Below are 25119 nucleotides of genomic sequence, written 5' to 3'. Positions count from 1 at the left end.
TCAGGGAACGTAGTCATGGCTAAGACCGTAGTGGTGATCGGTGCGCAATGGGGCGATGAGGGCAAGGGCAAGGTCGTGGACCTGCTCACCGACCGCGTGCAGGCGGTGGTGCGCTTCCAGGGCGGCCACAATGCCGGCCACACCCTGGTCATCAACGGTGTGAAGACCGCGCTGAACCTGATTCCCTCCGGCATCATGCGGCCGGGCGTGGCCTGCCTGATCGGCAATGGCGTGGTGCTCTCGGTGCCGGACCTGATCCGCGAGATCGAGAAGGTGGAGGCCACCGGCGCTTCGGTGCGGGATCGTCTGCGCATCTCCGAGGCCACGCCGCTGGTGCTGCCGGTGCATGTGAAGCTCGATCAGGCGCGGGAGCGTGCCCGCGGCGAGAACAAGATCGGCACCACCGGCAAGGGCATCGGCCCGGCTTACGAGGACAAGGTGGCACGGCGCGCGGTGCGCGTCGGTGACCTGTTCTCGCGCGAGCTGCTGGCCGCCAAGCTCGGCGAGCTGCTCGGCTATCACAACTTCGTGCTGCAGAATTATTTTAAGGAAGAGCCGGTCGATTTCCAGAAGCTGCTCGATGAGCTGCTCGGCTATGCCGAGGTGCTGCGGCCGATGGTGGCGGACGTCACCGAGCTGCTGCGCCAGCATCTGAAGCGCGGCGACCGCGTGCTGTTCGAAGGCGCGCAGGGCGCACTGCTGGACGTGGACCACGGCACCTATCCCTACGTCACCTCGTCCAACACCACCGCCGGCGGCGCCGCCACCGGCACCGGCGTGGGCCCGCGTGAACTCGATTATGTGCTGGGCATCGTCAAGGCTTATGCCACGCGCGTCGGCTCCGGGCCGTTCCCCACGGAGCTGGACAACGACATCGGCCAGCACATCCGCGACAAGGGCGCCGAGTACGGCACCGTCACCAAGCGTCCGCGCCGCTGCGGCTGGTTCGACGCGGTGGCCGCGCGCCGTTCGATCTTCAACAACAGCGTCACCGGCCTGTGCGTGACCAAGCTCGACGTGCTCGACGAGCTGGACGTGATCCGCATCTGCACCGGTTACCGGGTCAATGGCCAGGAAGTGGAAGTGCCGCCGATCGGCGCCGAAGGCTTTGCTGCGGTGGAGCCGATCTACGAGGAAATGCCGGGCTGGCAGTGCAACACCTACGGCGTGACCCATTACGAGGATCTGCCCGAGGCCGCGCGCCGTTATCTCAAGCGCCTGGAAGAAGTCACCGGGACCAAGGTGGCGATCATCTCCACCGGCCCGGACCGCGAGCACACCATGGTGCTGGAGAATCCCTTCGACTGAGGCTAGCGCCGGCGCGCCGGCGGAACCGCAGGCAGGGGCAGCGCCACCGCCGTGCTGAGGATCAGGTCCTTGGCATCGAAGGTCTGCGTGTACTTGGCCGGCCCGCGCGTCCAGCTGCAACGGATACGGCCGCTTTCCTTGTCCACCGCCGTGATCTTCATGCGCAGGCCGCCGGCCTGCTGCATGACGACGTTGCCAACCTTGAACGACGCTTCCATCACAACTCTCCGTGAGTGTGCGGCAGTCTGCGGCACAGCAGTGCACGGTGCGCGCAGGTCGCCGTAAAAGCAAATCCGCGACGGCCTTGTGGCGCGCCGGAATGCGTGTGCAATGTCCCGGCGCAATGTCCTGGCCTGCAAAAAGCCTGTAAGCTGCCCACTGCAGTGGCTGGCAACTCAATGCAGACTCTGTTTCCTCCCGCGTCCGCCGCAGCGCGCCTGGAGCCTGCCGCGGAATGTCCGAAGAGCACTGCTGTCATGCCGGGAAAAATGTTGCTGCTGCGCGTCGCCTATCTGCTGGTGCGCGTCCTGGCTTCCAGTTACCGCTTCCGTTCTTGCCGCGCGGGCCAGCAGCTCGCCAGTCTGCCGGCGCAGGGTTATGTGCTGGCGATCTGGCATCAGAACCTGTTCGGCGGCATTCTCGCCCAGACGGGCGTGCCGCACTGCGTGATGATCTCGCGTTCCAGTGATGGCGCCGGCGTGGCTTATATCTGCGAGCGGCTGGGGCATCGCGTGCTGCGCGGCAGTTCGCGACGCGGCGAGCGTGACAAGGGCGGCAAGCAGGCCAAGGACGAGATGATCGAGGTGCTCAAGACCGGTCTGCCGGGCGCGATCACCGTCGATGGACCCTGCGGCCCGGCGCATGAGGTCAAGCCCGGCATCATCGAAATGGCGCGTCTGTCGCGACGGCCCATCGTCCCTTATCTGACCCTGCCCAGACGCTACTGGTCGTTTCCCAGCTGGGATGCCTTCCGTCTGCCCAAGCCCTTCACGCGCGTGGATGTCTGTTACGGCGCGCCGATCGACATTCCGGCCGACACCTCGTTTGCGCAATTTGCGCATTACCAGCAGCAACTCACCGAGGCGCTGCTGCGGCTGGAGTCCACGGCGCTGGCGGCGCGGGACGCCTGAGCAGGCGGCATTGCGCGGCAAAGATGGCGGACAACAAAAAACCCCGCGAACGGGGTTTTCTGTTTCGTCCAAGTCTTTATACAAGACTGTACAATGGTGCCGAGAAGAGGACTCGAACCTCCACGGTGTTACCCGCCAGTACCTGAAACTGGTGCGTCTACCAATTCCGCCATCTCGGCTTGATCGTTTTGATCCGACCGCGCTTGCGGTCGTCGTCAAGGGCGCGCATTGTGGCGACGCCAATTACCTTTGTCAATGAAAAGAAAACAAACCCAAAACTCTCCTCGTACCCCGGCCCATAAGAAGGGCGGCAAGTCAGCGTCGGACAGCCAAGACTGGCAACATCACGACGCCGAGTACGCGCAGGAACAGCAGCGTTACGAAGACCCCATCCCCAGCCGCAAGCTGATACTCGACACCCTCGCCGGCGAGGAGGGGCCGCTCACCGTTGATGAGTTGATCGGCCGCTTTGCGCTGGCCAAGCTCAGCCAGCAGGAGGCCCTGGCCAAGCGCCTGGGCGCGATGGTGCGCGACGGCCAGCTGGCCCAGAACCGGCGCGGCGCCTTTGGGCCCGTGACGCAGATGAATCTGGTCGCCGGCAGTGTGCAGGCGCACCGCGACGGCTTCGGCTTTCTGATTCCCGATGCCGGTGGCCCGGACGTGTTCCTGCCGGCGCGGCAGATGCGCGCGCTGATGAATGGCGACCGCGTGCTGGTGCGCGTGGTCGGCCGCGACTTCAAGGGCCGCCCGGAAGGCGTGGTGGCCGAGGTCATCGAGCGCGTCAGCCGCAGCGTGGTCGGCCGCCTGCATGTCGAGCGCGGCATCTCCTATGTGATTCCCGACAACCCGCGCGTGCAGCAGGACCTGCTGATTCCGCCGGAAGAGCTGGGCGGCGCGCGCCATGGCCATATGGTGGTGGCGGAAATCGTGCAGCCGCCGGGCAATCGCACCTTGCCGGTGGGCAAGGTCACCGAGATTCTCGGCGAGCATCTGGCGCCGGGCATGGAGATCGAGGCGGCGATTCGCGCGCACAGCCTGCCCAATGAATGGCCCGAGAGCGTGGAACGCGAGGCCGCTGCGATTCCCGACACCGTGCAGGCGACGCAGATCGCCGGTCGCGTCGATCTGCGCGAGCTGCCGCTGGTGACCATCGACGGCGCCGATGCCCGCGACTTCGACGATGCCGTGCACGCCCGTCGTGAGAAGAAGAACGGCTGGACGCTGTGGGTGGCCATCGCCGATGTCTCGGCCTATGTGCGTCCCGACACGCCGCTGGACAAGGAAGCCTCGAAGCGCGGCAACTCGGTGTACTTCCCGCAGCGCGTGATCCCGATGCTGCCGGAGAAGCTCTCCAACGGCCTGTGCTCGCTCAACCCGAATGTGGACCGCCTGTGCATGGTCTGCGAGATGCGGGTGAGCGCTGATGGTGAAGTCGCCAAGTCCAAGTTCTACGAAGCGGTGATGCGCTCGCAGGCGCGGCTGATCTACGAAGATGTCGCCGCCATGCTCGATCAGCCGCAGGGCGAGCTGGCCAGAAGCCGTGCGCCGCTGTTGCCGCATCTGCAGACGCTCAACGAAGTGTTCGAGGCCTTGTTCGCGGCGCGCAGCCGGCGCGGCGCCATCGATTTCGAATCCACCGAAACCCGTATCGTGTTTTCCGGCGAGCGCAAGATCGATCGCATCGTGCCGGTCACGCGCAATCGCGCGCATCGGCTGATCGAGGAATGCATGATCGCGGCCTTTGTCGAGGCCGCCGAGCTCACCGAGAAGGCCAAGCTGCCGACGCTGTATCGCGTGCATCAGGACCCGGATGCCAACAAGGTGGCGGTGCTGCGCGAGTTCCTGGCGCTGCGCGGCCTGTCCCTGGGCGGCGCCGACAAGCCCAGCGCCATGGATTTCGCCAAGGTGCTGGCGGCGGCCAAGGACCGGCCCGACCAGGGCCTGATCCAGACCATCCTGCTGCGCAGCCTGATGCAGGCGCGTTACAGCCCGGCCAACAGCGGCCACTTCGGTCTGGCGCTCACGCATTACGCGCACTTCACCTCGCCGATCCGCCGTTATCCCGACCTGCTGCTGCATCGCGCGCTCAAGCACGCGATCATCCGGCGCGGTCTGCTGCGCACCAAGGCCAAGGCCAAGGACTTCGCCTACAACGGCGAGCAGATGGAAGCGCTGGGCACGCATTGCTCGATGACCGAGCGGCGCGCCGACGAGGCCACGCGCGAGGTGGTGACCTGGCTCAAGTGCGAGTTCATGCGCCATCGCGTCGGCGAGGAGTTCGACGGCACCATCAGCAGCGTCGCGCCCTTCGGCCTGTTCGTGGAGCTCGACGGCCTGTACGTGGACGGTCTGGTGCATGTCTCCACGCTCAAAAACGATTACTATGAATTCGACGACCGGGCGTATCGTCTGGTCGGCAGCCGCAGCGGCGGTGCTTTCGGTTTGGGTGACAAGCTCCGGGTGCGTTTAGTCCGCGTTAATCTCGACGAACGCAAAATCGATCTGGAACTGCTCAAGCAGATCTCGCGCGGCACGCAGCTGCGCTCGGAAGCCATGAAGCAGCGCGGCAAGACTTTCGGCAAGCCTTCAAAACCATCCAGGAAAAAATCATGAAGTTGATCCGTCCTCTCATCGTGTCGGTGAGTATCGCGGCCCTGAGCGCCTGTGCCACCGATGATCCCAATGCCCGCGCCAAGACCGGCGCCGTGATTGGTGCCATCGCCGGCGGCGTGCTGGGTCATCAGGTCAGCGGCGCGCGCGGCGCGCCCATCGTCGGTGCCATCATCGGCGGTCTGGCGGGCGGCACGGTCGGCAACTACATGGACAAGCAGCAGGCCGAGCTGAATCAGCAGCTGGCCGAAGAGCAGCGCAACAACGAGCTGCAGATCACGCGCCTGTCCGATGGTTCGCTGAAGGTGGGTATCGCCGCCGACGTCAGCTTTGATCTGGGCAGCGCCCAGCTCAAGCCGGCGGCGCTGGATACCTACGGCAAGATTGCCGCCATCCTGAAGAATTACGACCAGACCGTGATTCATGTGGTGGGTCACACCGACACCAGCGGCAGTGATGAGTACAACCTGACGCTGTCGCAGAATCGTGCTGCCTCGGTGGCCAGCTACATGGCGAGCCAGGGCGTGCCCACGCAGCGCATGCGCACCGAAGGTCGCGGTGAACGCGAACCCCTGGTCCGCACCGGCGACAACGTCAAGGAGCCGCGCAACCGTCGCGTCGACATCGTGATCAAGCCGGTGGTGCAGGGCAACGAGCAGCAGGCCTGGGCGCCGCCGCCTTATCTGGGCGGGTGAGGAAGATGGCGACCGAAGGTCGCCATCTTCCGAACGCCCGGCCATGGATGGCCGGGCAGGGCGATCCGGTAGCAACTGCTGTTGCGCCAGGCATGGCGTGCCTGAGCCTGAAAATTCAGTGGCAAAGAAAGCCCCCGCTCGCGGGGGCTTCTTTTTTTGCGGACAATGCGCGCCACTCACAACGGAAGTTTGCAGCCTTGGCCAAGTCCACTCTGATCGGCGGTTTTCACGCCGTGCTCGCGGCGCTGGAAGATGCGCACGACAAGCCTTTTGAAATCCTGGTCGCCGACACGCGCAAGGACGAGCGCGTGCGTCGCGTGCAGGCCCTGGCCCAGCAGCACCAGGTGCGCCTGCGCGTGGTGCCGCGTTCGGAGCTGGACCTGAAGGCCCCGGAGCTGCGCCATCAGGGCGTGCTGGCCTATGTGCCGGAGAAAGCCTTCGACGCCGAGGATGCGCTGTATCGCCCCGCCGAGCCGCAGCGCCTGCTGCTGGCCCTGGACGGCATCCAGGACCCGCACAATCTCGGTGCCTGTCTGCGCACTGCCGAGGCGGTGGGCGTGGACGCGGTGATTCTCCCCAAGGACCGCAGCGCCAGCCTCACCGCCGTGGCGCGCAAGTCCGCCGCCGGCAGCGCCGAGCGCGTGCCGCTGATTGCGGTGACCAATCTGGTGCGCAGCCTGGAGCGGCTCAAGGAGCTGGGTTACTGGGTGACCGGGCTGGCCGGCGAGGCCAAGGAGTCGCTGTATGAGGTCGATCTCACCGGGCCCACGGTGCTGGTGGTGGGCGCCGAGGGCGAGGGCATGCGCCGGCTCACCCGCGAGACCTGCGACCGCCTGGTGAAGATTCCCATGCGCGGCAAGACCGAGAGCCTGAACGTCTCGGTGGCCACCGCCGTGTGCCTGTACGAGGCCTTCCGCCAGCGCGAGAAGCCACCGGCCAGGCGTGGCAAGTGAAGCTTGTTATTGCAACAAGCACCTGATTCCCCTAAGATTCGCGCCCCCGTCGCCATCCCGGTGACGGCTTTTCTTGCTCCACGGTCTCCTCCGAGCCCGGGAGCCACGCGAAAAAATCGCGTGTCCACAAGGAGATACGATGCGTCACTACGAAATCGTGGTCATGGTGCATCCGGACCAGAGTGAACAGGTTCCGGCCATGACCGAGCGTTACAAGAACATGGTCCAGTCCGGCGGCGGCAAGGTTCACCGCCTGGAAGACTGGGGCCGCCGTCAGCTGGCTTATCCCATCGCCAAGGCGCACAAGGCGCACTACGTGCTGATGAACGTCGAGATCAGCGACGCGATTCTGGCCGAGCTGGAAAACGCCTTCCGCTTCAACGACGCGGTGATCCGCAAGCTGGTGATCCGTACCGAAGGCCCGGTCACCGAGCAGTCGCCGCTGTTCAAGGTGCCGGACGAAGAGAAGAAGCCCGGTGAATTCCGTTCGCGCGGCAACGACGCTGACGCGACGGCCGAGGAAACCACCGAGGAAGGAGCCTAAGTCATGGCACAGCAGTTCTACCGTCGCAAGAAGTCCTGCAAGTTCAGCTCGGACAAGGCCCCCAAGATCGACTACAAGGATCTGGCCATGCTCAAGGGCTACATCGGCGAAAACGGCAAGATCGTGCCCGCCCGCATCACCGGCACCCGCACGCGCTATCAGCGCGAGCTGGCCCTGGCGATCAAGCGCGCGCGCTTCCTGGCCTTGCTGCCGTACACCGACAAGCACGTGTAAGGGAGCCAAGTCATGGATGTCATTCTCCTGGAAAAGATCAAGAAGCTGGGCGACCTGGGCGACACCGTCAAGGTCAAGCCGGGCTTCGGCCGCAACTTCCTGCTGCCGCAGGGCAAGGCCCTGGCCGCCACCGATGCCAACCGCAAGGTCTTCGAGGCGCGCAAGGCCGAGCTGGTGAAGAAGGCCAACGAAAGCATCAACGCCGCCAAGATCCGCGCCGAAGCGCTGGCCGGCAAGACGCTGACCATCAAGGCCCTGGCTGCCGAAGAAGGCAAGCTCTACGGTTCGGTCGGTCCTGCCGAAATCGTCGAGGCCGCCGAGGCTGCCGGCCTGTCGCTGCGCAAGAGCGAAATCGACATGGTCACCGGCCCGATCCGCGCCATCGGCAGCTACACCGTGGCGGTGCGTCTGCACACCGAGGTGGAGACCAGCCTGACCGTGGTCGTCGAGGAAGAGCGGACCAAGGCCTGAACCCCGCGCCAAGGCTTCTCGTCCCGCAAACGGCCCGCCTCGTGCGGGCCGTTTTGTTTTTACAAGTCTTCCGCCCCATCCGGCAAGGCGCGACAATCTCCAACCGGTATTGCTGAGTCTGACGATGAGCACGCCCTTGAAAATCCAGCAGCAGCCCAAGGCGCCGCCGTACTCGCTCGAAGCCGAGCAGGCGGTGCTGGGCGGACTGATGCTGGAGAACCGCTGGTGGGACGATCTGGCCGACAAGCTCGGCGCCGATGATTTCTACCGCGAAGACCATCGCCTGATCTTCACCGCGATCGCCGAACTCTCCAGCGCGCACAAGCCCTGCGACTTCATCACGCTCTCCGAGTTTCTCAAGGCGCGCGGCCAGCTGGAGGAAGCCGGCGGCCTGGCTTATCTGGGCATGCTGGCCAATGACACGCCCAGCGCCGCCAATGTCATGGCCTATGCCGAGATCGTGCGCGAGCGCGCGGTGCTGCGCGCGCTGGTGGGCGTGGGCGGCGACATCGCCGAGCTGGGCTATCGGCCCGAGGGCCGCGAATACGCCGAGCTGCTGGATCTGGCCGAGCAGCGCGTGTTCAAGCTGCGCGAGCGCGCCGAGCGCGTGCAGAACGAATACCTGGCGATGCCGCAGCTGGTGGATGCGGTGGAACGCAAGATCGACTTCCTGCGCCAGAACAAGGGCCAGCTCGCCGGCCTGTCCACCGGCTTCAACGAGCTGGACCGTCTTACCACCGGCCTGCATCCGGGCGATCTGGTGATCGTGGCCGGGCGACCGGCGATGGGCAAGACCAGCTTCTCGCTGAACATCGCCGAGCACGCCGTGCTCTACGAAAAGAAGCCGGCGCTGGTGTTCTCCATGGAAATGCCGGCCGAGCAGCTGGCCATGCGTATGATGGCCTCGTTCGCGCGCATTCCCATGCAGAAGCTCAAGACCGGCGAACTGGATGATCGCGACATGGATCGCATGGTCTCGGCCAGCGGCCTGCTGCGCGAGGCGCCGCTGTTCATCGACGAGACCGGCGCGATGTCGCCGCTGGACGTGCGCGCGCGGGCGCGGCGTGTGAAGGCGCGCCATGGCCTGGGCCTGATCGTGGTGGACTACATCCAGCTGATGCAGGTGCCGGGCACCAAGGACAACCGCACCAATGAGATCGCCGAGATCTCGCGCTCGCTCAAGGCCCTGGCCAAGGAGCTGGAGCTGCCGGTGATCGGCCTGTCGCAGCTCAACCGTGGCGTGGAGCAGCGCGACAACAAGCGTCCGCGCATGTCGGACCTGCGTGAATCCGGCGGTATCGAGCAGGACGCCGATCTCGTGATCTTCATCTACCGCGACGAGGTCTACAACAAGGAAAGCCCGGACAAGGGCACGGCGGAGATCATCATCGCCAAGCAGCGTAACGGCCCGCTGGGCACCGCCAAGACCGCGTTCCTGGGCGAGTTCACGCGCTTTGACAATCTCGCCTACGGCGAGCCGGGTTACGGATACGAGGCATGATCCCACGCGTGACCGCGACGGTGGATCTGTCCGCCGTGCAACACAATCTGCAGGTGGTGCGCACACTCGCGCCGCGCTCGCGGGTGATGGCGGCCGTGAAGGCCGCCGCCTACGGTCACGGCGCGGTGCCGGTGGCGCGCGCCCTGGAAGCCGCCGGCGTGGACGCGCTGGCGGTGGCTTGTCTGGAAGAGGCCATGGAGCTGCGTCAGGCGCATGTGCAGGCGCCGATCGCGCTGCTGGAAGGCGTGATCTCCAGCGAGGAAGCGGCGCTGGCGGTGTACGAGCGTCTGCAGGTGGTGGTGCACGATCACTGGCAGCTGGCGCTGCTCGATGAGCTGCCGGAAAGCTCGCGCCTGTCGCTGTGGTTCAAGCTCGACAGCGGCATGCATCGCCTGGGCTTTCCCCTGTCCGATGTGCCGCAGCTGCAGCGCGTGCTGCGCGAGCGTCCCAACTGGAAGCTCTGCGGCTGGCTCACGCATCTGGCCTGCGCCGACGAGCCGGGCAGCGATTTCACCGCGCAGCAGATCGGCGCGTTCGATGCCGCGCTGCAGGGCGTGCCCGGCGCGCGGTCCATCGGCAACTCGGCCGGCCTGATCGCCTGGCCGCAGGCGCGCGCCGACTGGGTGCGGCCGGGCCTGGCGCTGTATGGCTGCTCGCCGCTGCCGGACCGCTCGGCGCAAAGCCTGGGCCTCAGACCCGCGATGAAGCTGGAGAGCCGGCTGATCGCGGTGCGCTGGTTCGAGGCCGGCGAGAGCATCGGGTATGGCCGCCGCTATCGCTGCCCGGCGCGCATGCCCATCGGCGTGGTGGCCGTGGGGTATGCCGACGGCATCCACCGCGCCTTCGCCGATGGCACGCCGGTGCTGGTGCAGGGGCAGCGCGTGCCCTTTGCCGGTCGCGTATCCATGGACATGATCACGCTCGATCTGCGCGCGGTGCCGCAGGCCCAGGTTGGCGACACCGTGCAGCTCTGGGGGCCGGGCCTGCCGGCCGAGGAAGTGGCGGCACATGCCGACACCATCGCCTATGAGTTGTTCTGCGGCCTGACCCAGCGCGTGCACTTCCGGCATCTGCACGCCGCGGGCGAGGACTGAACTTCATGGCCAAGGCCAAGACCCAGTATGTCTGCAGCGAGTGCGGCGCCAGCAGCCCGAAGTGGGTGGGGCAGTGTCCGGACTGCGGCGCCTGGAATTCCCTGAGCGAGACCACGGCGATGAGCATCCGCCCGGCGCGTGGCGGCGGCATGAGCGGCACGGCGGGCCTGACCGGCAATCGCGTGCTGCGCCTGGACGAGGTGCAGCTGCAGGACGAGCCGCGCGCCGCCACCGGCATGACCGAGATCGACCGGGTGCTGGGCGGCGGCATCGTGCCCGGCGCGGTGGTGCTGATCGGCGGTGATCCGGGCATCGGCAAGTCCACGCTGCTGCTGCAGATGCTGGCGCAGGTGCAGAACCATCTGCCCACGCTGTACGTGACCGGCGAGGAATCCTTGAGCCAGGTGCATCTGCGCGCGCGCCGCCTGGGGCTGCCGCGCCTGGATCTGCCGGTGCTGGCGGAAACCGGTGTGGAGCCGATTCTCGCGCAGCTGGAAGCGCTCAAGCCCGGCCTGGTGGTGATCGACTCCATCCAGACCCTCTACACCGACAGCCTGGACTCGGCGCCGGGCTCGGTCTCCCAGCTGCGCGAGTGCGCGGCGCAGCTGGTGCGCTACGCCAAGTCGCGGCAGGTGGCGGTGATGCTGGTGGGGCACGTCACCAAGGAAGGCGCCATCGCCGGCCCGCGCGTGCTGGAGCACATGGTCGACACCGTGCTGTATTTCGAGCAGGACCCCGGCTCGCGTTTCCGTCTGATCCGCGCGGTGAAGAATCGCTTCGGTGCGGTCAACGAGCTGGGCGTGTTCGCGATGACCGACGCCGGCCTCAAGGAAGTGAGCAATCCTTCCGCGCTGTTTCTCTCGCGTCATGGCGCGCCGGTGCCGGGCAGCGTGGTGACGGTCACGCGCCAGGGCAGCCGGCCGCTGCTGGTGGAAGTGCAGGCCCTGGTCGATCAGTCGCTGATCGGCAATCCGCGCCGCGTGAGCCTGGGTCTGGAAGGCAATCGCCTCAACATGCTGATCGCCGTGCTGCATCGCCACGGCGGCATCTCGCTGGCCGATCAGGATGTGTTCGTCAACGTGGTCGGCGGCATGCGCATCCAGGAGACCGCCGCCGATCTGCCGCTGCTGCTGGCGGCGCTGTCCAGCCTGCGCAACCGGCCGCTGCCGGAGGACTGCATCGCCTTCGGCGAAGTGGGTCTGGCCGGCGAGGTGCGCCCGGTGGCGGCGGGCGAGGAGCGCCTGATCGAAGCCGCCAAGCACGGCTTCAAGCGCGCCATCGTACCGGAGGCCAACAAGCCGCGTCGTGGCGCCAAGCTGGACATCGAGGTGCACGCGGTGTCGCGCCTGCAGGAAGCGCTGGACCTGTTCTGATCAGCGTCCGCGCAGATACCAGGCGTCGCTGAAGGTGGACACCCAGCGCGGTTTCCACACCACCATCAGGCTCATCGCCATGCCGGTGAGCAGGGCCTCGCTCCAGGCCAGCAGCACGAAGGCCGGCAGATACTGGCTGAGCAGGTAATGACTGCTGCGGCCGTTGAGCGCCAGGCAGATCAACCCCGCCAGGCCCACGGACAACATCGACAGCGCGGCACTGGCGAAGGCGTTGAGATACACATAGACGAAGAAGTTCGGCGGCAGGAAGCGCTGCGCCAGACGGTGCGAGGCCCAGGACACCGCCACCGGCAGCACGCCCATCAGCAGCAGATTCGGCAGGAAGGCCGACAGCTGATGATCGAACACCGAGAAGCCACCGACGATCAGGCTCAGCGCCAGCAAGGCGAAGGTGGGGCGGAACATCAGGGTCAGCGCGGTGGCGCCGATCAGATGCAGGCGCAGATTCGGCCCCAGGCCCGCGCGTACCAGCCACAGTGCCAGCACCGCGGCACTGGCGCCCAGAAAGATGTTGAAGTTCTCGGCATTCAGCAGCAGACGCCAGGGCGCGCGTTGCGCCAGCAGCCAGAGACCGCCGAGCGTCAGCAGCCAGAGTGCCGAAAGCAGAGGGAAGGGCAGTGGCGGGCAGAGCAGATGCATGGTGTCCGTGCGGATGAAAACCAGTGCCGCCGCAAAGCGGCTCGATCAGCTTCGCGCAGCCGCGATGACGGCGCAAGCCCGGCCGCGTGCTGCGCCGCTGCTGGGCACTTTCACCTATTGGTCGAAGATTATCGATAATCCATAATCGGCGCCCGCTTGCCGCCCTTCTGCGCTGGCGCCGGCGCCCTGGTTTTTGCGGAACCTCATTCCGGAGCCTGTCATGTGGATCGTCCGAATCGCCCTGCAGCGGCCTTACACGTTCATCGTGCTGGCCCTGCTGATCGTGCTGCTGGGCGTGTTCACGATTCTGCGCACCGCCACCGACATCTTCCCCAACATCAACATCCCGGTGGTGGCCACCATCTGGCGCTACGGCGGCCTGCCGCCGGAGGACATGGCCAACCGCCTCGTGCTGTTTTCCGAGCGCGTCGCGCAGACCGTGGTCAACGACATCGAGCACACCGAGTCGCAGTCGCTCAACGGCACCGCCGTGGTGAAGTATTTCTTCCAGCCGGGCGTGAATCTGCCGCTGTCGTACTCCCAGATCGCGGCCGTGGCACAGACCCAGCTGGCCGCCTCGCCGCCGGGCACCACGCCGCCCTTCGTGCTGGCGTATAGCGCCTCCAGCGTGCCGATCATCCAGCTGGCGCTGTCCAGCGACACGCTGTCCGAATCCAAGATGTTCGATCTGGGCAACAACATCATCCGCACCGCGCTGGCCACCGTGGCCGGCGCCTCGCTGCCGTTTCCCTACGGCGGCCGGCAGCGTCAGGTGCAGGTGGATCTCGATCCGCAGGCCCTGCGCGCGCACAGGCTCTCGGCCTCCGACATCACCGCCGCCATCGGCGCCCAGAACCTGATTCTGCCCTCGGGCTCGCAAAAGATCGGCAGCCTGGAATATTTCATCAAGCTCAACGCCAGCCCGAATGCGATCGCGGAGCTCAACAACCTGCCGATCCGCAGCGAGAACGGCAAGCTGCTTTATATCCGCGACGTCGCCTATGTGCACGACGGCGCCTCGCCGCAGACCAATATCGTGCGCCTCAATGGTCATCGTGCGGTGCTGATGTCGGTGCTCAAGACCGGCAGCGCTTCCACGCTGGACATCGTCAACAGCATCAAGCAGCGCCTGCCGCAGATCCGCGCCGCGCTGCCGCCGGAGCTGAAGATCGACGCGCTGGGCGATCAGTCGATCTTCGTGCGCGCCGCCGTCTCCGGTGTGCTGCGCGAGGCGGTGATTGCCGCGGCGCTCACCGGCCTGATGATTCTGCTGTTCCTCGGCAGCTGGCGCAGCACGCTGATCATCACCATCTCCATCCCGCTGTCGATTCTGGCCTCCATCATCTGCCTGTCCATGCTCGGCGAGACCATCAACATCATGACTCTCGGGGGTCTGGCGCTGGCGGTCGGCATCCTGGTGGACGATGCCACGGTCACCATCGAGAACATCAACTGGCATCTGGAGCAGGGCAAGGACGTGCCGACCGCGATCATGGACGGTGCGCGGCAGATCGCACTGCCGGCCCTGGTCTCGACGCTGGCGATCTGCATCGTGTTCGTGCCGATGTTCCTGCTCGCCGGCATCTCCAAGTATCTGTTCGTGCCGCTGGCCGAGGCCGTGGTGTTCGCGATGCTGGCCTCTTATCTGCTATCGCGTACCCTGGTGCCGACGCTGGCGCAGTACTGGCTCAAGGCCCACGATCCGCAGCGGCGCGCCGCCGGCAGCGCGGGCCTGATCGGCCTGCGGCGCAGCCTGGGCCGTTTCCAGGCCGGCTTCGAGGCGCGCTTCGGCCAGCTGCGCGAGCGTTATCACGCCCTGCTCAGGCGCACGCTGCAGGCCGGGCCGCGCTTCGTGCTGCTGTTCCTGCTGTGTGTCAGCGCCACCGCGCTGCTGGCTTTTCCCTTCGGCCGCTTGCTGCCGGGTCTGGGACAGGACTTCTTCCCCAGCGTCGATGCCGGGCAGATCAAGCTGCATCTGCGCGCGCGCAGCGGCATCCGCATCGAAGAGACCGCGGCCCTGTGCGATGAGGTCGAGGCGCGCGTGCGCGCCCTGATTCCGGCGCAGGAGCTGGACAGCGTGGTCGACAACATCGGCCTGCCTTACAGCGGCATCAATCTCTCCTACAGCACCTCGGCGCCGGTGGGGCCCGGCGATGCCGACATCCTCATCTCCCTGCGCGAGCGGCATCGTCCCACCGCTGAATATCTGGCCTTGTTGCGCGAACAGCTGCCGCGCGATTTTCCCGGTGTGAGCTTTGCGCTGCTGCCGGCCGACATCGTCAGCCAGATTCTCAACTTCGGCCTGCCCAGTGCCATCGACATCCAGATCAGCGGCTTCAAGCAGGCGGAGAACCGCGCCTACGCGCAGCTGTTGCTGGAAAAGATGCGCGGCATTCCGGGGGCCGTGGATCTGCGCATCCAGCAGAGCAACGACTACCCGCAGATCAATGTCGATGTCGATCGCAGCAAGGCCGAGCAGCTCGGCCTCACGCAGCAGAACGTCGCCAGCAATCTGCTGGTGTCGCTGGCCGGCAGCTACCAGACCTCGCCCGCGTTCTGGGTCGATCCCAAGAGCGGTACGCAGTATTCGGTGGTGTCGCAGACGCCGCAGTACCGCCTGGACTCGCTCAATGAACTGGCCACCACGCCGCTGACCGTCAACAACGGCGCCACGCAGCAGCAGATCCTCGCCAACGTCGCGGGCTTCCGGCGCAGCATGGGGCCCGCGGTGGTCAGTCACTACAACGCCACGCCCGCCATCGACATCTATGGCGCGGTGCAGGGCGCGGATCTGGGTTTCGTCGCCGCGCAGATCCGCAAGCTGCTCAAGGAGCAGGAGGCGCAGCTGCCCAAGGGTTCGCAGATCGCCTTGCGCGGTCAGGTGCAGACCATGCAGCAGTCCTTCAACGGCCTGCTGCTGGGACTGGCCGGCGCGGTGGTGCTGGTGTATCTGCTGATCGTGGTCAATTTCCAGTCCTGGCTGGACCCGCTGATCATCATCAGCGCGCTGCCGGCGGCGCTGGCCGGCATCGTCTGGATGCTGTTCTTCACGCACACCACGGTCAGCGTGCCGGCGCTCACCGGCGCGATCATGTGCATGGGCGTGGCCACCGCCAACAGCGTGCTGGTGGTGAGCTTCGCGCGTGAACGGCTCGATGCCGGCGACAGCGCCTTCACCGCGGCACTGGAAGCGGGCTTCACGCGTTTCCGGCCGGTGCTGATGACGGCGCTGGCCATGATCATCGGCATGGTGCCCATGGCCCTGGGCCTGGGCGACGGCGGCGAGCAGAACGCGCCGCTGGGCCGTGCCGTGATCGGTGGCCTGCTGTTCGCCACCGTCGCCACCCTGCTGTTCGTTCCCTGCGTGTTCACGCTCGTGCACGGCCGCGCGGCCGGCGTGCGGGCCTGAGGAGTCGTCGAGCCATGTCGCAAATGCAAAATCCCGAAGAGCCGCGCGTCTGGAAGCGGCACGGCGGCAAGCTGTTGCTGCTGGTGCTGGCGATTCTGGTGGTCTGGGGCGTGAGTGAGCGCGTGCTGACCCGCGCGGCGCTGGCGCGCAGCACCGAGGAGGCCGCGCTGCCCGATGTGGTGCTGGTGCATGCCTCGCGCGGCCAGGGTGGCGAAGATGTGGTGCTGCCGGCGGAGCTGCGGGCCTACAACGAGGCCAGCATCTATGCGCGCACCAGCGGTTATCTGCGTGCCTGGCATACCGACATCGGCACGGCGGTGAAGAAGGGTCAGCTGCTGGCGGAAATCGATACGCCGGAGATCGACCAGCAGCTGGCGCAGGCGCAGGCCGACCTGGCCAGCGCGCAGGCCAACGAGGAACTGGCGCGCAGCACCAGCGAACGCTGGCAGCAGCTCCTGCAAGCGGATTCGGTCTCGCATCAGGAGGCCGAGCAGAAGGCCGGCGACGCCGCCGCCAAGCGTGCGGCGCTGGCTTCGGCCAAGGCCAATCTCGCGCGGCTGCGCGATCTGGAATCCTTCAAGCGCGTGCTGGCACCCTTCGACGGCGTGGTGGTGGCGCGCAACACCGACATCGGCGCGCTGATCAACGCCGGCCAGAACAGCGGTGCCGAGCTGTTCCGCATCGCCGATACGCACGCGCTGCGCGTCTACGTGCAGCTGCCGCAGCCCTATGCCGCACTGGCACAGCCGGGCGTGCCGGCGCAGCTGCGTTTCAGCGAGCGTCCCGGCCAGAGCTTCGAGGCGCGCCTGGTGCGCAGTGCCGGCGCCTTCGATCCGCAGACACGCAGCCTGCAGGCCGAGCTGGAGCTGGACAACAGCCGCTATCACCTGCTGCCCGGTGCCTATGGCGAGGCGCACTTCAAGCTGCCGGAAGGCAGAACCGGCAGTCTGCGACTGCCGGCCAACACGGTGCTGTTCCGCAGCGAGGGTCTGCAGGTGGCGGTGGTGGACGCGCAGCAGCGCGTGCATCTGCGCAGCATTCATCAGGGCCGCGATTTCGGCGGCGAGATCGAAGTGCTGGACGGCATCCGCGAAAGCGATCAGGTGGTGCTCAATCCGCCCGACTCGCTGCGAGACGGCGCGCGCGTGCGGCCCGTCGCCACGGCCAAGGCCGCCTCGTGAAGAGCAAGGCGGCGACGCCGGCGCCCGCAGGCGTGCCGCGCCGCTGCATGCGCGAGCACATCCGCAGCGAGATCGTCGCGCGCATTCTCGACGGGCGCTTGCAGCCCGGTGCGCATCTGCGTGAGCTGGCGCTGGCGGCCGAGTTCGAGGTCAGTCAGGCGCCGGTACGCGAGGCGCTGCGCGAACTCGAAGCGCTGGGGCTGCTGGAATCGCGCCCCTACTGCGGCACGCGGGTGCGCGGCATCGACCTGGAAGAGCTGCGCGAGGCATATGAGCTGCGCCTGGCGCTGGAAGAGTCGGCCTTGCGTCTGGCGGTGCCCTGCGCGCCCGAGGATCTGCAGCTTCTGGAGCAGGCCCTGCGCCGCATGCAGGAGGCCGAACGCCGCGACGACACCGAAGCCCTGATGCAGGCCGCGCTGGATTTTCACCGCCAGCTGATTGTGATGTCGCGCAACCGGCTTTACCTGCGCGCCTGGGAACACATGGCCTGGGATGTGCGCGCCCGCATCGCGGTGCAGCGCATCGGCCTGATGGGCTGTTTCGTGAGCCAGCGCAAGCGTCTGATCGCCGCGCTGCGCGAAGGCGATGGTGAACGCGCGGCAGAACCGCTACGCGAGATTTTCGGGCGCTTGCTGGAGCGGCTGGCCAAACTCCGCAGCCAGCAGCAGGGCCCGCACTGAGCGCTCAGTGGTGATGATGATGGCCGTGGCTCTGGCCCAGGCGCGGCGTGAGATCGGCCAGCCAGGCGCGGCTGCCCCGGCGCAGCATGGATCCCGCCAGCAGCGCGGTGATCAGCAGCGCCGCAGTGATCTGCCAGGCGCCCGGGGACTGCTCGCTCAGCTGCAGCGCCGCCGGCCATAGCAGCGGCAGACCGAAGCCCAGAATCAGCAGCAGCGCCAGCAGATGCGGCGCACCGCGGTCGGGCAGTTCCAGACCCGCCAGCTGCAGGCTGCGCTGCCAGAGCGGCGCCGCGCCGCGCTGCCGCAGCGCCAGCAACACCGCCAGCAGCAGATCCAGCAGCAGAATCCACGGCGCCGCGATCAGGCCCAGCTGCAGGCTCAGGTGAAAGCCGGCGGCGGCCGGCAGGGGTTCGGATTCCAGCAGCGCCAGCGCCACCAGTCCCAGCAGCGCGCAGAGATTGCCCAGGCCTTCGTAACGCGGCGGATAATGGCGGTGCTCGCCCGGATCGATATGCGGACGGCCGAACACCACATGCAGAATCGAGCCGGCCACCAGGGCCTGGAACCAGGCCCAGCCGCTGCTGCCCAGATGCGCGCCGAGTTCAGGGCCGAACAGGAAGCCGGCGATGGTGCCGCCGGCCATGCCCACGATCGCGGCCAGCGGCGGCACTGCGCCGAAGACCGGATACAGCAGCCACCACACGGCGAGGCCCACCGGCACGCTGTGCACCGCCACGGCCAGCGGCAGTGCCAGCATCGCGTGCGCGTCGCCGCCCTGCGAGAGCACCACGCCATCGCCCAGGCTGTGAATCATCAGGCCGAGAATCGCCAGCAGCAGGGCCAGCAGATGCGCTTTCTCACGGGCCCGCGTCAGGCCATGCTCCAGGGCGCTGGGACCCAGCAGGCCGAGCAGAATGAACAGCGCGCTCCAGGCGCCGCCGGCACTGAAGGTGCCCGGCACCGCTTCCAGCAGCACCAGCCCGGCGATGCTCACCAGCATGAAGCCGTCGAGAAACGCCAGCAGCGCCACGCGCGAGCGCGCGTACTGATACAGCAGCGGCCCGCAGGCCAGCGCGGCAAGTGTCAGCGTGAGCAGGATCAGGGGCATCACGGCATTATTGCATGCAGCTGGGACGAAACGAGTGACTCGGCCTGCTGCCGCGCGGCCTGCGGACGGCGACAAGAAACGGATCCATGATGAAGACGAGACGATGGCGTGTGCCGGCGGTGCTGGGCCTGTTGCTGGCGCTGCTGCTGGCGCTGGCCTGGTGGCGCAACTGGCTGCCGGATACCTACGACTATCAGGCTGCCTTCGAGACCCCGCCGCAGGGCGAGGCGCAGGGGGCGATCGATCTTGCCGCCATCGTCGGCAAGAGCCAGCAGGCGCTGCGTCAGCAGCTGGGCGAGCCCGTCGCCTGCGAGCGCGCCGAGTTCAGCACGCGCTGCCGTTATGCGCAGCACGGCCTGCAGATCACCTTCATCGACGACAAGGCCGACTGGCTGACGATCTCGCTGCGTGAGCGCGAGCTGCCGCTGCGTGCGGCGACGCTGGCGGTGCTGGGTCTGCCGGTACGCGAGCCGGATGAGGTCACCGAACACGAGAGCATCTGGCGCAATCACGCCGGTTATCGCGAGCTGCGACTGGTGGGCAATGCGGAGGGCGTCAGCTATGCGCGCATCAAACATGCGACGCCCTGAGGCCAGGCTGATGCCGTGCGGCGCGCTGCTGCTGGCGGCTGCACTCGGCGGCGTGGCACAGGCCGGGGAGCTGAAGCTCCTGCGCATCACGCCTTCCGGCGAGGACGTGCCGGTCGGCAATCAGCTGCTGCTGAGCTTCGACCGCGCCATGGTGCCGCTGGGCCGCATGGAGCGGCAGGCCAGCGAGATTCCGGTGCGCATCACGCCCGAGCTGCCCTGTCAGTGGCGCTGGCTGGATGTGCAGACCCTGGCCTGCAATCTCGCCGATGGCGCGCAGCTTGGTCTCGCCACGCGCTATCAGCTGCGGATCGACGCCGGCTTCACGGCCCTGGACGGCAGCCGGCTGGAACGCGGCATCGAGCATCGCTTCAGCACCGAGACGCCCACGCTGCAATGGGCCGAGGTCGCGCAGTGGACCAGCCCCGTGCGGCCGCAGCTGCGCGTGCGCTTCAGTCAGCCGGTGGCACGCGCGTCGGTGGAACAGGCCTTGAGTCTGGATGGCGCGGCGCTGCAGGCCAGCGGCGCGTATGAGGACGAGGACACGCCCTTCTACACGCCGCAGGGCGAGGCGCGTGAGCTCTGGCTGCTCACGCCGCGTCAGGCGCTGCGTGCCGATCAGGCTTATGCGCTGCGCCTGCGGCCCGGGCTGCGCTCGGCCTTCGGTGATGAGCCGGGCCGCGAGTCTCGCGAGGTGAGCAAGCTGCAGACCTACGCCGCGCCGCGCCTGCTGGGCCTGCAATGCTTCGATGGCAAGGCGCAGCGGCAGATCAAGGCCGGCGAACACTGCACGCCGCTGGAAGGCGCGGCCCTGCTGTTCAATGTGCCGATGCGCGAGGACGCCGCCGCCTTGCAGCTCAGTCCGCAGTCGCCGGCGCTTGCGCCCGCCGCGCAGGACGAAGGCGAGCTCACGCCGGCGACCCCCGTGAACGGTGAACACGAGGCGGGCCAGGTGTACGCGCTGCGTCTGCCGTATCGCCTGGCGGCCGAGACCGACTATCAGCTCAGGATCGCGGCCAGCCTGCAGGATCGTTTCGGTCGCACGCTGGGTAGCGAGCAGCACCTGCAGTTTCGCACCGGCGCGCGCCAGCCGCGCCTGGTGCTGGATCACTCGCCTGCGGTGCTGGAGTCCGGCGTGGACTCGCAGCTGCCGGTGTATGTGACCAATCTCGATCAGCTCGATACGCAGTTCCGTGCCCAGGATGCGCAGGGTCTGCACGAGCAGGGCCAGCAGCGCACGCTCGTGCCGCCGGTGCGCAATCTGTCCTTCGCCCTGCCGCTGGATGTGCGCAGCATGCTGGGCGCGCGCAGCGGCGCGCTGCAAGGCCAGCTGCGCAGCACGCCGGCCACGGACGACAAGCCCAAGGCTTTCTTCGCCGAGGTCACGCCCTGGCAGGTGCAGGCCAAGCTCGGCAACCACAATCTGCTGGTCTGGATCACCGGCATGGCCGATGGCAAGCCGGTGTCGGGCGCCGAGGTCGAGGTGCTGGACGGTTTCGCCGCCGCGCCGCGCGCGCAGGCGCGCAGTGATGCGCAAGGCCTGGCCCTGCTGCCGGGCAGTGCGGCGCTGGATGCCAGGCTGGAGCGGCAATACGTCTCGGTGAGTGATGACAAGCGCGAGCCTCTGTATCTGCGCGTGCGGCGCGGAACGGATCTCGCGCTGCTGCCGCTGAGCTATGAATTCCAGGTGGACACCTGGCGCGCCTCGCGCGAGCAGATTTCCGAATGGCGTCGCCAGCGCCACGGCCATCTGCGCGCCTGGGGCAGCACCGCGCAAGGCGTGTACCGCGCCGGTGATCGCCTGCAGTACAAGCTCTACGTGCGCGAGGACTCCGGGCGCACGCTGGAGCCGGCGCCGGCGGGTGCTTACACCCTGCGCCTGATCGATCCGGCCGGCAATCCGGTGGAGGAACGCGCACATCTCAAGCTCTCCGATTTCGGTGCACTGGATGGCAGCTATACGCTGCCGCGCAGCGCGGCGGTGGGCTGGTATCGCTTCGAGCTGCAGCCGGAGTTCGTGCAGGACCTGAGGCTGGAGCCGATGCGCGTGCTGGTGTCCGACTTCGTGCCGGCGCCGTTTCGCGTGCAGGCCGAGCTGCAGGCGCGCGAGGCGCAGCCGGCGCAGCGCATCCGCGCCGAGCTGCGCGCGCAGCTGCATGGCGGCGGACCGTTCGCCAATGCGCCGGCGCGCGTGGTGGCGCGGCTGGAGGCCGGCGCACTGGAGCCGCAGGACCCGCTGGCGCGCCGCTACCAGTTCGACAGCTGGCAGAGCGGCGGCCGCGCGCAGAGCGCGGTGCTGGATCAGCAGCTGCATCTGGATGCGCAGGGCCAGTGGCGTGGCGAGGTGGAGGTCAAGGAGGCGCCGGTGCTGGTCGGCAGCCTGCAGCTGGAAGGCAGCGTGCAGGATGATCAGGGCCGCATGATCGTGGCCAGTGCGCAGATTCCCTATCACGGTCGCGATCGCTACATCGGCATCGCGCAGCAGGGCTGGCTGCAGGCCGGCAAGCCCGGCGAGGTGCAGACCCTGGTGGTGGACGCCGCCGGCAAGCCGCTGTCGCGCGTGCCGTACTACGTGAAGATCGAGCGCAAGATCACCAAGGGTGCGCGCGTGAAGAGCGCCGGCAATGCCTATATCACGCGCAGCTTCAGCCAGTGGCAGCGCGTGGCCAGCTGCCAGGGCCGCAGCTCGGCGCAGGGCAATGTCTGCCGCTTCACGCCCGATGGCGGCGGCGAGCTGCGCGCCATCGCCCTGGTGCGCGACAGCCAGAACCGTCTGCACGAATCCAGCACCTGGATGTATGCGCAGGGCGCCAACGAGATTCTCTGGGAGGACAGCCCGGACTTCAGCCTGGATGTGCGCCCCGATGCCGCGCAGTACCAGGTCGGCGATACCGCGAAGCTGTTCGTGAAGAATCCCTATCCCGGCGCGCAGGCCCTGATCACCGTGGAGCGCTACGGCGTGCTGGAGCAGCGCGTGCAGGTTCTGCGCGGCGCCACGCCGGTGATCGAGCTGCCGATCAAGCCCGAGTATCTGCCCGGCGCGTATGTCTCGGTCACCGTCATGTCACCGCGCGTGCAGGCGCCGATCAAGGACGGCGTGGATCTGGGCAAGCCGGCGTTCCGCATGGGCTATACCACGCTCAAGGTGCAGGATCCGTATCGCGAGCTGCTGGTGCAGGTGACGCCGGATGCCAGCACGCTCAAGCCGCGCCAGAGCCTGCAGGTGGCCCTGCGCGCCACGGCGCGTCATGCCAGCGACGAGCCGGTGGAGTTCGCGGTGGCGGTGCTGGATGAAGCGGTGTTCGACCTGATTCGCGGTGGCGGCGATTACTTCGATCCGCTCAAGGGCTTCACCCAGCTCGATCCTCTGGATCTGGCCAATTACTCGCTGCTGACGCGTCTGGTGGGACGACAGAAGTTCGAGAAGAAGGGCGCCAGTGCCGGCGGTGATGGCGGCGCGGATCTGTCGCTGCGTTCGGTGGAGAAGTTCGTCGCCTACTGGAATCCGAGCCTGAAGGCCGATGCCCGGGGCAGCGCCCGCTTCAGCTTCATCACGCCGGACAATCTGTCCGGCTGGCGGGTGCTGGCGATGGCGGTCACGCCCTCGGATCGCATGGGGCTGGGTCAGGCGCAGATCGCGGTGAGCAAGCCCACCGAGCTGCGCGCGGCGCTGCCGGCGCAGCTGCAGCGCGGCGACCGTCTCGATGCCAGCTTCACGCTGATGAACCGCGAGCCGGGCACGCGCACGCTGAAGGTGAAGCTGCAGGCCAGCGGCGCGGCCAGCGCGCAGCGCGAGCAGAGTGTGAGCCTGAAGCCCTTCGAACGGCGCACGCTGACGCTGCCGCTGAGCATCGAGCGCAGCGGCAGTGTGCAGCTCACGGCGCGCGCGGGCGATGCGCAGGATGAAGACGCGCTGCGTGTGCAGATTCCGGTGCGCGAGCGCGCTGCCAATATCGTGGCGGCGGATTTTGCGAGCCTGACTGCGGGCGAGTCGTACTCGCTGGCGATCAAGCCCCCGCCGCAGGCCACGCAGCTGGCGCTGCAGCTGGATGTCGCCGGCAGCCTGCTCGGCAATCTCGGCGGCGCCTTCGAGCACATGGCGGCTTATCCCTATGACTGCTGGGAGCAGCGGCTGAGCAAGGCGCTGATGGCGGCCTATTACCTGAAGCTGCGCGCGCAGCTGCCGGCCACGCTGGCCTGGCCGCAGGCCGAGGCCTTGCCTGCGCAGCTGTTCGAAGACGCGGCGAGCTTCCAGGCGCCGGGCGGCGGCATGGGGTTCTATGTCGCCGAGGATCGTTACCAGAGCCCTTATCTTTCGGCCTACACGGCGCTGGTGTTCGCCTGGCTGCAGCAACTGGGCTACCCGCCGCCAGCGGCAGTCTGGGACAAGCTCGACGCCTATCTCAAAGTCCAGCTGCGCCAGGACATCGCCGCGCCGGGTTATGAGCACGCCGAGACGCGCGCGCAGCTGCGTGCCGTGGTGCTGGCGGCGCTGGCGCAGCACGGCCAGCTGGATGCCGCCGAACTGCGTCGCTATCTGCCGCTGCTGCCGCGCATGGGCTTGTTCGGTGAAACCATGCTGGCCGATGCCGCGGCACATACGAAGGGCGCCGAAGCGGTGAGCGAGGCCGCCTGGCAGCGACTGCTCGCGCGCGGCCAGCAGTCGGCGGCCAATCTGCTGCTGCGCGCGGACGAGCAGGACGACAACCCCTGGCTGCTGGGTTCGCCGCTGCGCGCCAATTGCGCGGCGCTCTCGGCGCTGGCGGCGCGCCATGCGCCCGGCGAGGACGAACTGGCGGCGAAGCTGGCACGGGCCATCACGCAGGCACGCGGTACGCGCCTGTGGTGGCGCAACACCCAGGAAGACTTGTACTGCACGCGCGCGATCGTGGATTACGCGCGGGTCTACGAGTCGGCGCCGCTGGCGCTGAGCGTGCGCGCGCAGCTGGGCGCGCAGACGCTGGGCACGGCGCAGCTCAGCGGCGGGCAGCCGCAGGCACGCTGGCAGCAGGCCATCGGCGAGCAGGCGCAGACGCTCAAGCTCGACACCCAGGGCAGCGGCCGCGCGTATGCGAGCAGCGCGCTGCGCTACGCCGCGCCGCCGCCCACGCAGCCGCTGCAGGCGGGGCTCGCGGTGCGTCGCCAGTACTACGTCTGGCGCGCGCAGCAGTGGCAGGCCTTGCAGGGCCCGCAGCTCGAGGTCAAGCAAGGTGAGCAGTTGAAGATCGAAATCAGCCTGGATGTGCCGGCCTTCATGACGCAGCTGCTCGTGGATGATCCGGTGCCGGCGGGACTGGAGCCGATCAATCCGGATCTGGCCACCGCCTCGGGCTTCGATGCCGAGGCCCTGGCGCAGGCCAGCCCGGCCTATCCCTATCCCTTCTACCACCGGCAGCTGCGCTTCGATGCCGTGCGTTTCTTCGCCGAGCAGGCCGATGCCGGTCATTACCGGCTCGCGTATCTGGCGCGTGCGGTGGCCAGCGGCGAGTTTGCGGTGAATGAGATTCACGCCGAGCGCCTGTACGAGCCGGATGTGCGCGCCGAAGGTGTGGCGCAGCGGCTCACGGTGCAGGCGCAGTAG

General features: G+C 67.5%; 19 protein-coding genes and 1 tRNA gene. 16 read left to right on the top strand and 4 right to left on the bottom strand.

What is annotated here, in order from left to right; translation table 11 throughout:
* The first annotated feature begins 15 nt into the window (after positions 1-15).
* Entirely contained in the window at positions 16-1308 is a 1293-nt protein-coding gene (locus BMY12_RS13655; RefSeq protein WP_093287251.1) for an adenylosuccinate synthase, read from the top strand.
* Positions 1309-1310: 2 nt separating this feature from the next.
* Here BMY12_RS13655 and BMY12_RS13650 read toward each other — a convergent pair whose 3' ends face one another.
* A complete protein-coding gene (locus tag BMY12_RS13650; protein WP_093287248.1) occupies positions 1311-1526 on the bottom strand; it encodes a hypothetical protein in 216 nt (71 codons plus the stop codon).
* Between the two features lie 258 nt (positions 1527-1784).
* On the opposite strand from BMY12_RS13650, the gene BMY12_RS13645 reads away from it, so the two are divergent.
* The gene (locus BMY12_RS13645) at positions 1785-2438 is read left to right on the top strand and encodes a lysophospholipid acyltransferase family protein (protein ID WP_177188997.1); all 654 of its coding nucleotides are present in this window, start codon (positions 1785-1787) and stop codon (positions 2436-2438) included.
* Between the two features lie 94 nt (positions 2439-2532).
* Here BMY12_RS13645 and BMY12_RS13640 read toward each other — a convergent pair.
* A tRNA-Leu gene (locus BMY12_RS13640) sits at positions 2533-2617 on the bottom strand.
* A gap of 76 nt (positions 2618-2693) precedes the next feature.
* Here BMY12_RS13640 and rnr point away from each other — a divergent pair.
* The 9 genes from rnr (at position 2694) to radA (ending at position 11913) form a co-directional block, all read left to right on the top strand.
* Positions 2694-5051, top strand: a complete 2358-nt coding sequence (gene rnr / locus BMY12_RS13635) for a ribonuclease R (RefSeq protein WP_177188996.1) — start codon at positions 2694-2696, stop codon at positions 5049-5051.
* Positions 5048-5743, top strand: coding sequence for a YiaD family glycine zipper/OmpA-like lipoprotein (locus tag BMY12_RS13630; protein WP_093287243.1), 696 nt, complete (start codon positions 5048-5050; stop codon positions 5741-5743). Before rnr ends, BMY12_RS13630 begins: the two co-directional genes overlap by 4 nt.
* Before the next feature lie 197 nt (positions 5744-5940).
* Positions 5941-6696, top strand: coding sequence for a 23S rRNA (guanosine(2251)-2'-O)-methyltransferase RlmB (rlmB, locus tag BMY12_RS13625; RefSeq protein ID WP_218140196.1), 756 nt, complete (start codon positions 5941-5943; stop codon positions 6694-6696).
* 139 nt (positions 6697-6835) lie between these two features.
* Positions 6836-7240: a 30S ribosomal protein S6 gene (rpsF, locus tag BMY12_RS13620; RefSeq protein ID WP_093287238.1), complete on the top strand. Its 405-nt coding sequence runs from the start codon at positions 6836-6838 to the stop codon at positions 7238-7240.
* 3 nt (positions 7241-7243) lie between these two features.
* Positions 7244-7474, top strand: a complete 231-nt coding sequence (gene rpsR / locus BMY12_RS13615) for a 30S ribosomal protein S18 (RefSeq protein ID WP_093287235.1) — start codon at positions 7244-7246, stop codon at positions 7472-7474.
* A gap of 12 nt (positions 7475-7486) precedes the next feature.
* Positions 7487-7945, top strand: a complete 459-nt coding sequence (gene rplI / locus BMY12_RS13610; protein WP_093287233.1) for a 50S ribosomal protein L9 — start codon at positions 7487-7489, stop codon at positions 7943-7945.
* A gap of 124 nt (positions 7946-8069) precedes the next feature.
* Positions 8070-9446, top strand: a complete 1377-nt coding sequence (dnaB, locus tag BMY12_RS13605; RefSeq protein WP_218140195.1) for a replicative DNA helicase — start codon at positions 8070-8072, stop codon at positions 9444-9446.
* A complete protein-coding gene (alr, locus tag BMY12_RS13600) occupies positions 9443-10540 on the top strand; it encodes an alanine racemase (RefSeq protein WP_093287230.1) in 1098 nt (365 codons plus the stop codon). Before dnaB ends, alr begins: the two co-directional genes overlap by 4 nt.
* Before the next feature lie 5 nt (positions 10541-10545).
* Positions 10546-11913 (top strand): DNA repair protein RadA, encoded by a 1368-nt coding sequence (radA, locus tag BMY12_RS13595; protein WP_093287227.1) that lies wholly within the window; start codon positions 10546-10548, stop codon positions 11911-11913.
* On the opposite strand, the gene BMY12_RS13590 is transcribed toward radA, so the two are convergent.
* On the bottom strand, positions 11914-12573 hold the full coding sequence (locus BMY12_RS13590) for an energy-coupling factor ABC transporter permease (protein ID WP_093287225.1): 660 nt from the start codon (positions 12571-12573) through the stop codon (positions 11914-11916). It lies immediately after the preceding gene.
* 220 nt (positions 12574-12793) lie between these two features.
* On the opposite strand from BMY12_RS13590, the gene BMY12_RS13585 reads away from it, so the two are divergent.
* Genes BMY12_RS13585 through BMY12_RS13575 form a run of 3 tightly spaced genes read left to right on the top strand, consistent with a single transcriptional unit; the run spans position 12794 to position 17843 of the window.
* Positions 12794-15982 carry an efflux RND transporter permease subunit gene (locus tag BMY12_RS13585; protein ID WP_093287222.1) on the top strand — a complete coding sequence of 1063 codons (3189 nt, stop codon included), beginning with the start codon at positions 12794-12796 and terminating at the stop codon, positions 15980-15982.
* Between the two features lie 14 nt (positions 15983-15996).
* Complete coding sequence (locus BMY12_RS13580; protein ID WP_218140194.1) at positions 15997-17163, top strand: efflux RND transporter periplasmic adaptor subunit; 1167 nt, start codon at positions 15997-15999, stop codon at positions 17161-17163.
* On the top strand, positions 17160-17843 hold the full coding sequence (locus BMY12_RS13575) for a GntR family transcriptional regulator (RefSeq protein ID WP_093287215.1): 684 nt from the start codon (positions 17160-17162) through the stop codon (positions 17841-17843). Before BMY12_RS13580 ends, BMY12_RS13575 begins: the two co-directional genes overlap by 4 nt.
* 4 nt (positions 17844-17847) lie before the next feature.
* Here the strand turns inward: BMY12_RS13575 and BMY12_RS13570 are convergent, their stop codons facing one another.
* Positions 17848-18954 carry a ZIP family metal transporter gene (locus BMY12_RS13570; RefSeq protein ID WP_177188995.1) on the bottom strand — a complete coding sequence of 369 codons (1107 nt, stop codon included), beginning with the start codon at positions 18952-18954 and terminating at the stop codon, positions 17848-17850.
* Positions 18955-19040: 86 nt separating this feature from the next.
* Between BMY12_RS13570 and BMY12_RS20020 the strand changes: the two genes are divergently transcribed.
* Complete coding sequence (locus BMY12_RS20020) at positions 19041-19541, top strand: hypothetical protein (RefSeq protein WP_143068957.1); 501 nt, start codon at positions 19041-19043, stop codon at positions 19539-19541.
* The gene (locus BMY12_RS13565) at positions 19528-25119 is read left to right on the top strand and encodes an alpha-2-macroglobulin family protein (protein WP_177188994.1); all 5592 of its coding nucleotides are present in this window, start codon (positions 19528-19530) and stop codon (positions 25117-25119) included. Before BMY12_RS20020 ends, BMY12_RS13565 begins: the two co-directional genes overlap by 14 nt.

The sequence above is a fragment of the Solimonas aquatica genome (genome assembly GCF_900111015.1).
Taxonomy (GTDB): domain Bacteria; phylum Pseudomonadota; class Gammaproteobacteria; order Nevskiales; family Nevskiaceae; genus Solimonas; species Solimonas aquatica.
Note: the sequence above shows the minus strand (reverse complement) of the source record. Positions and strands in the feature narration are given on the sequence as shown.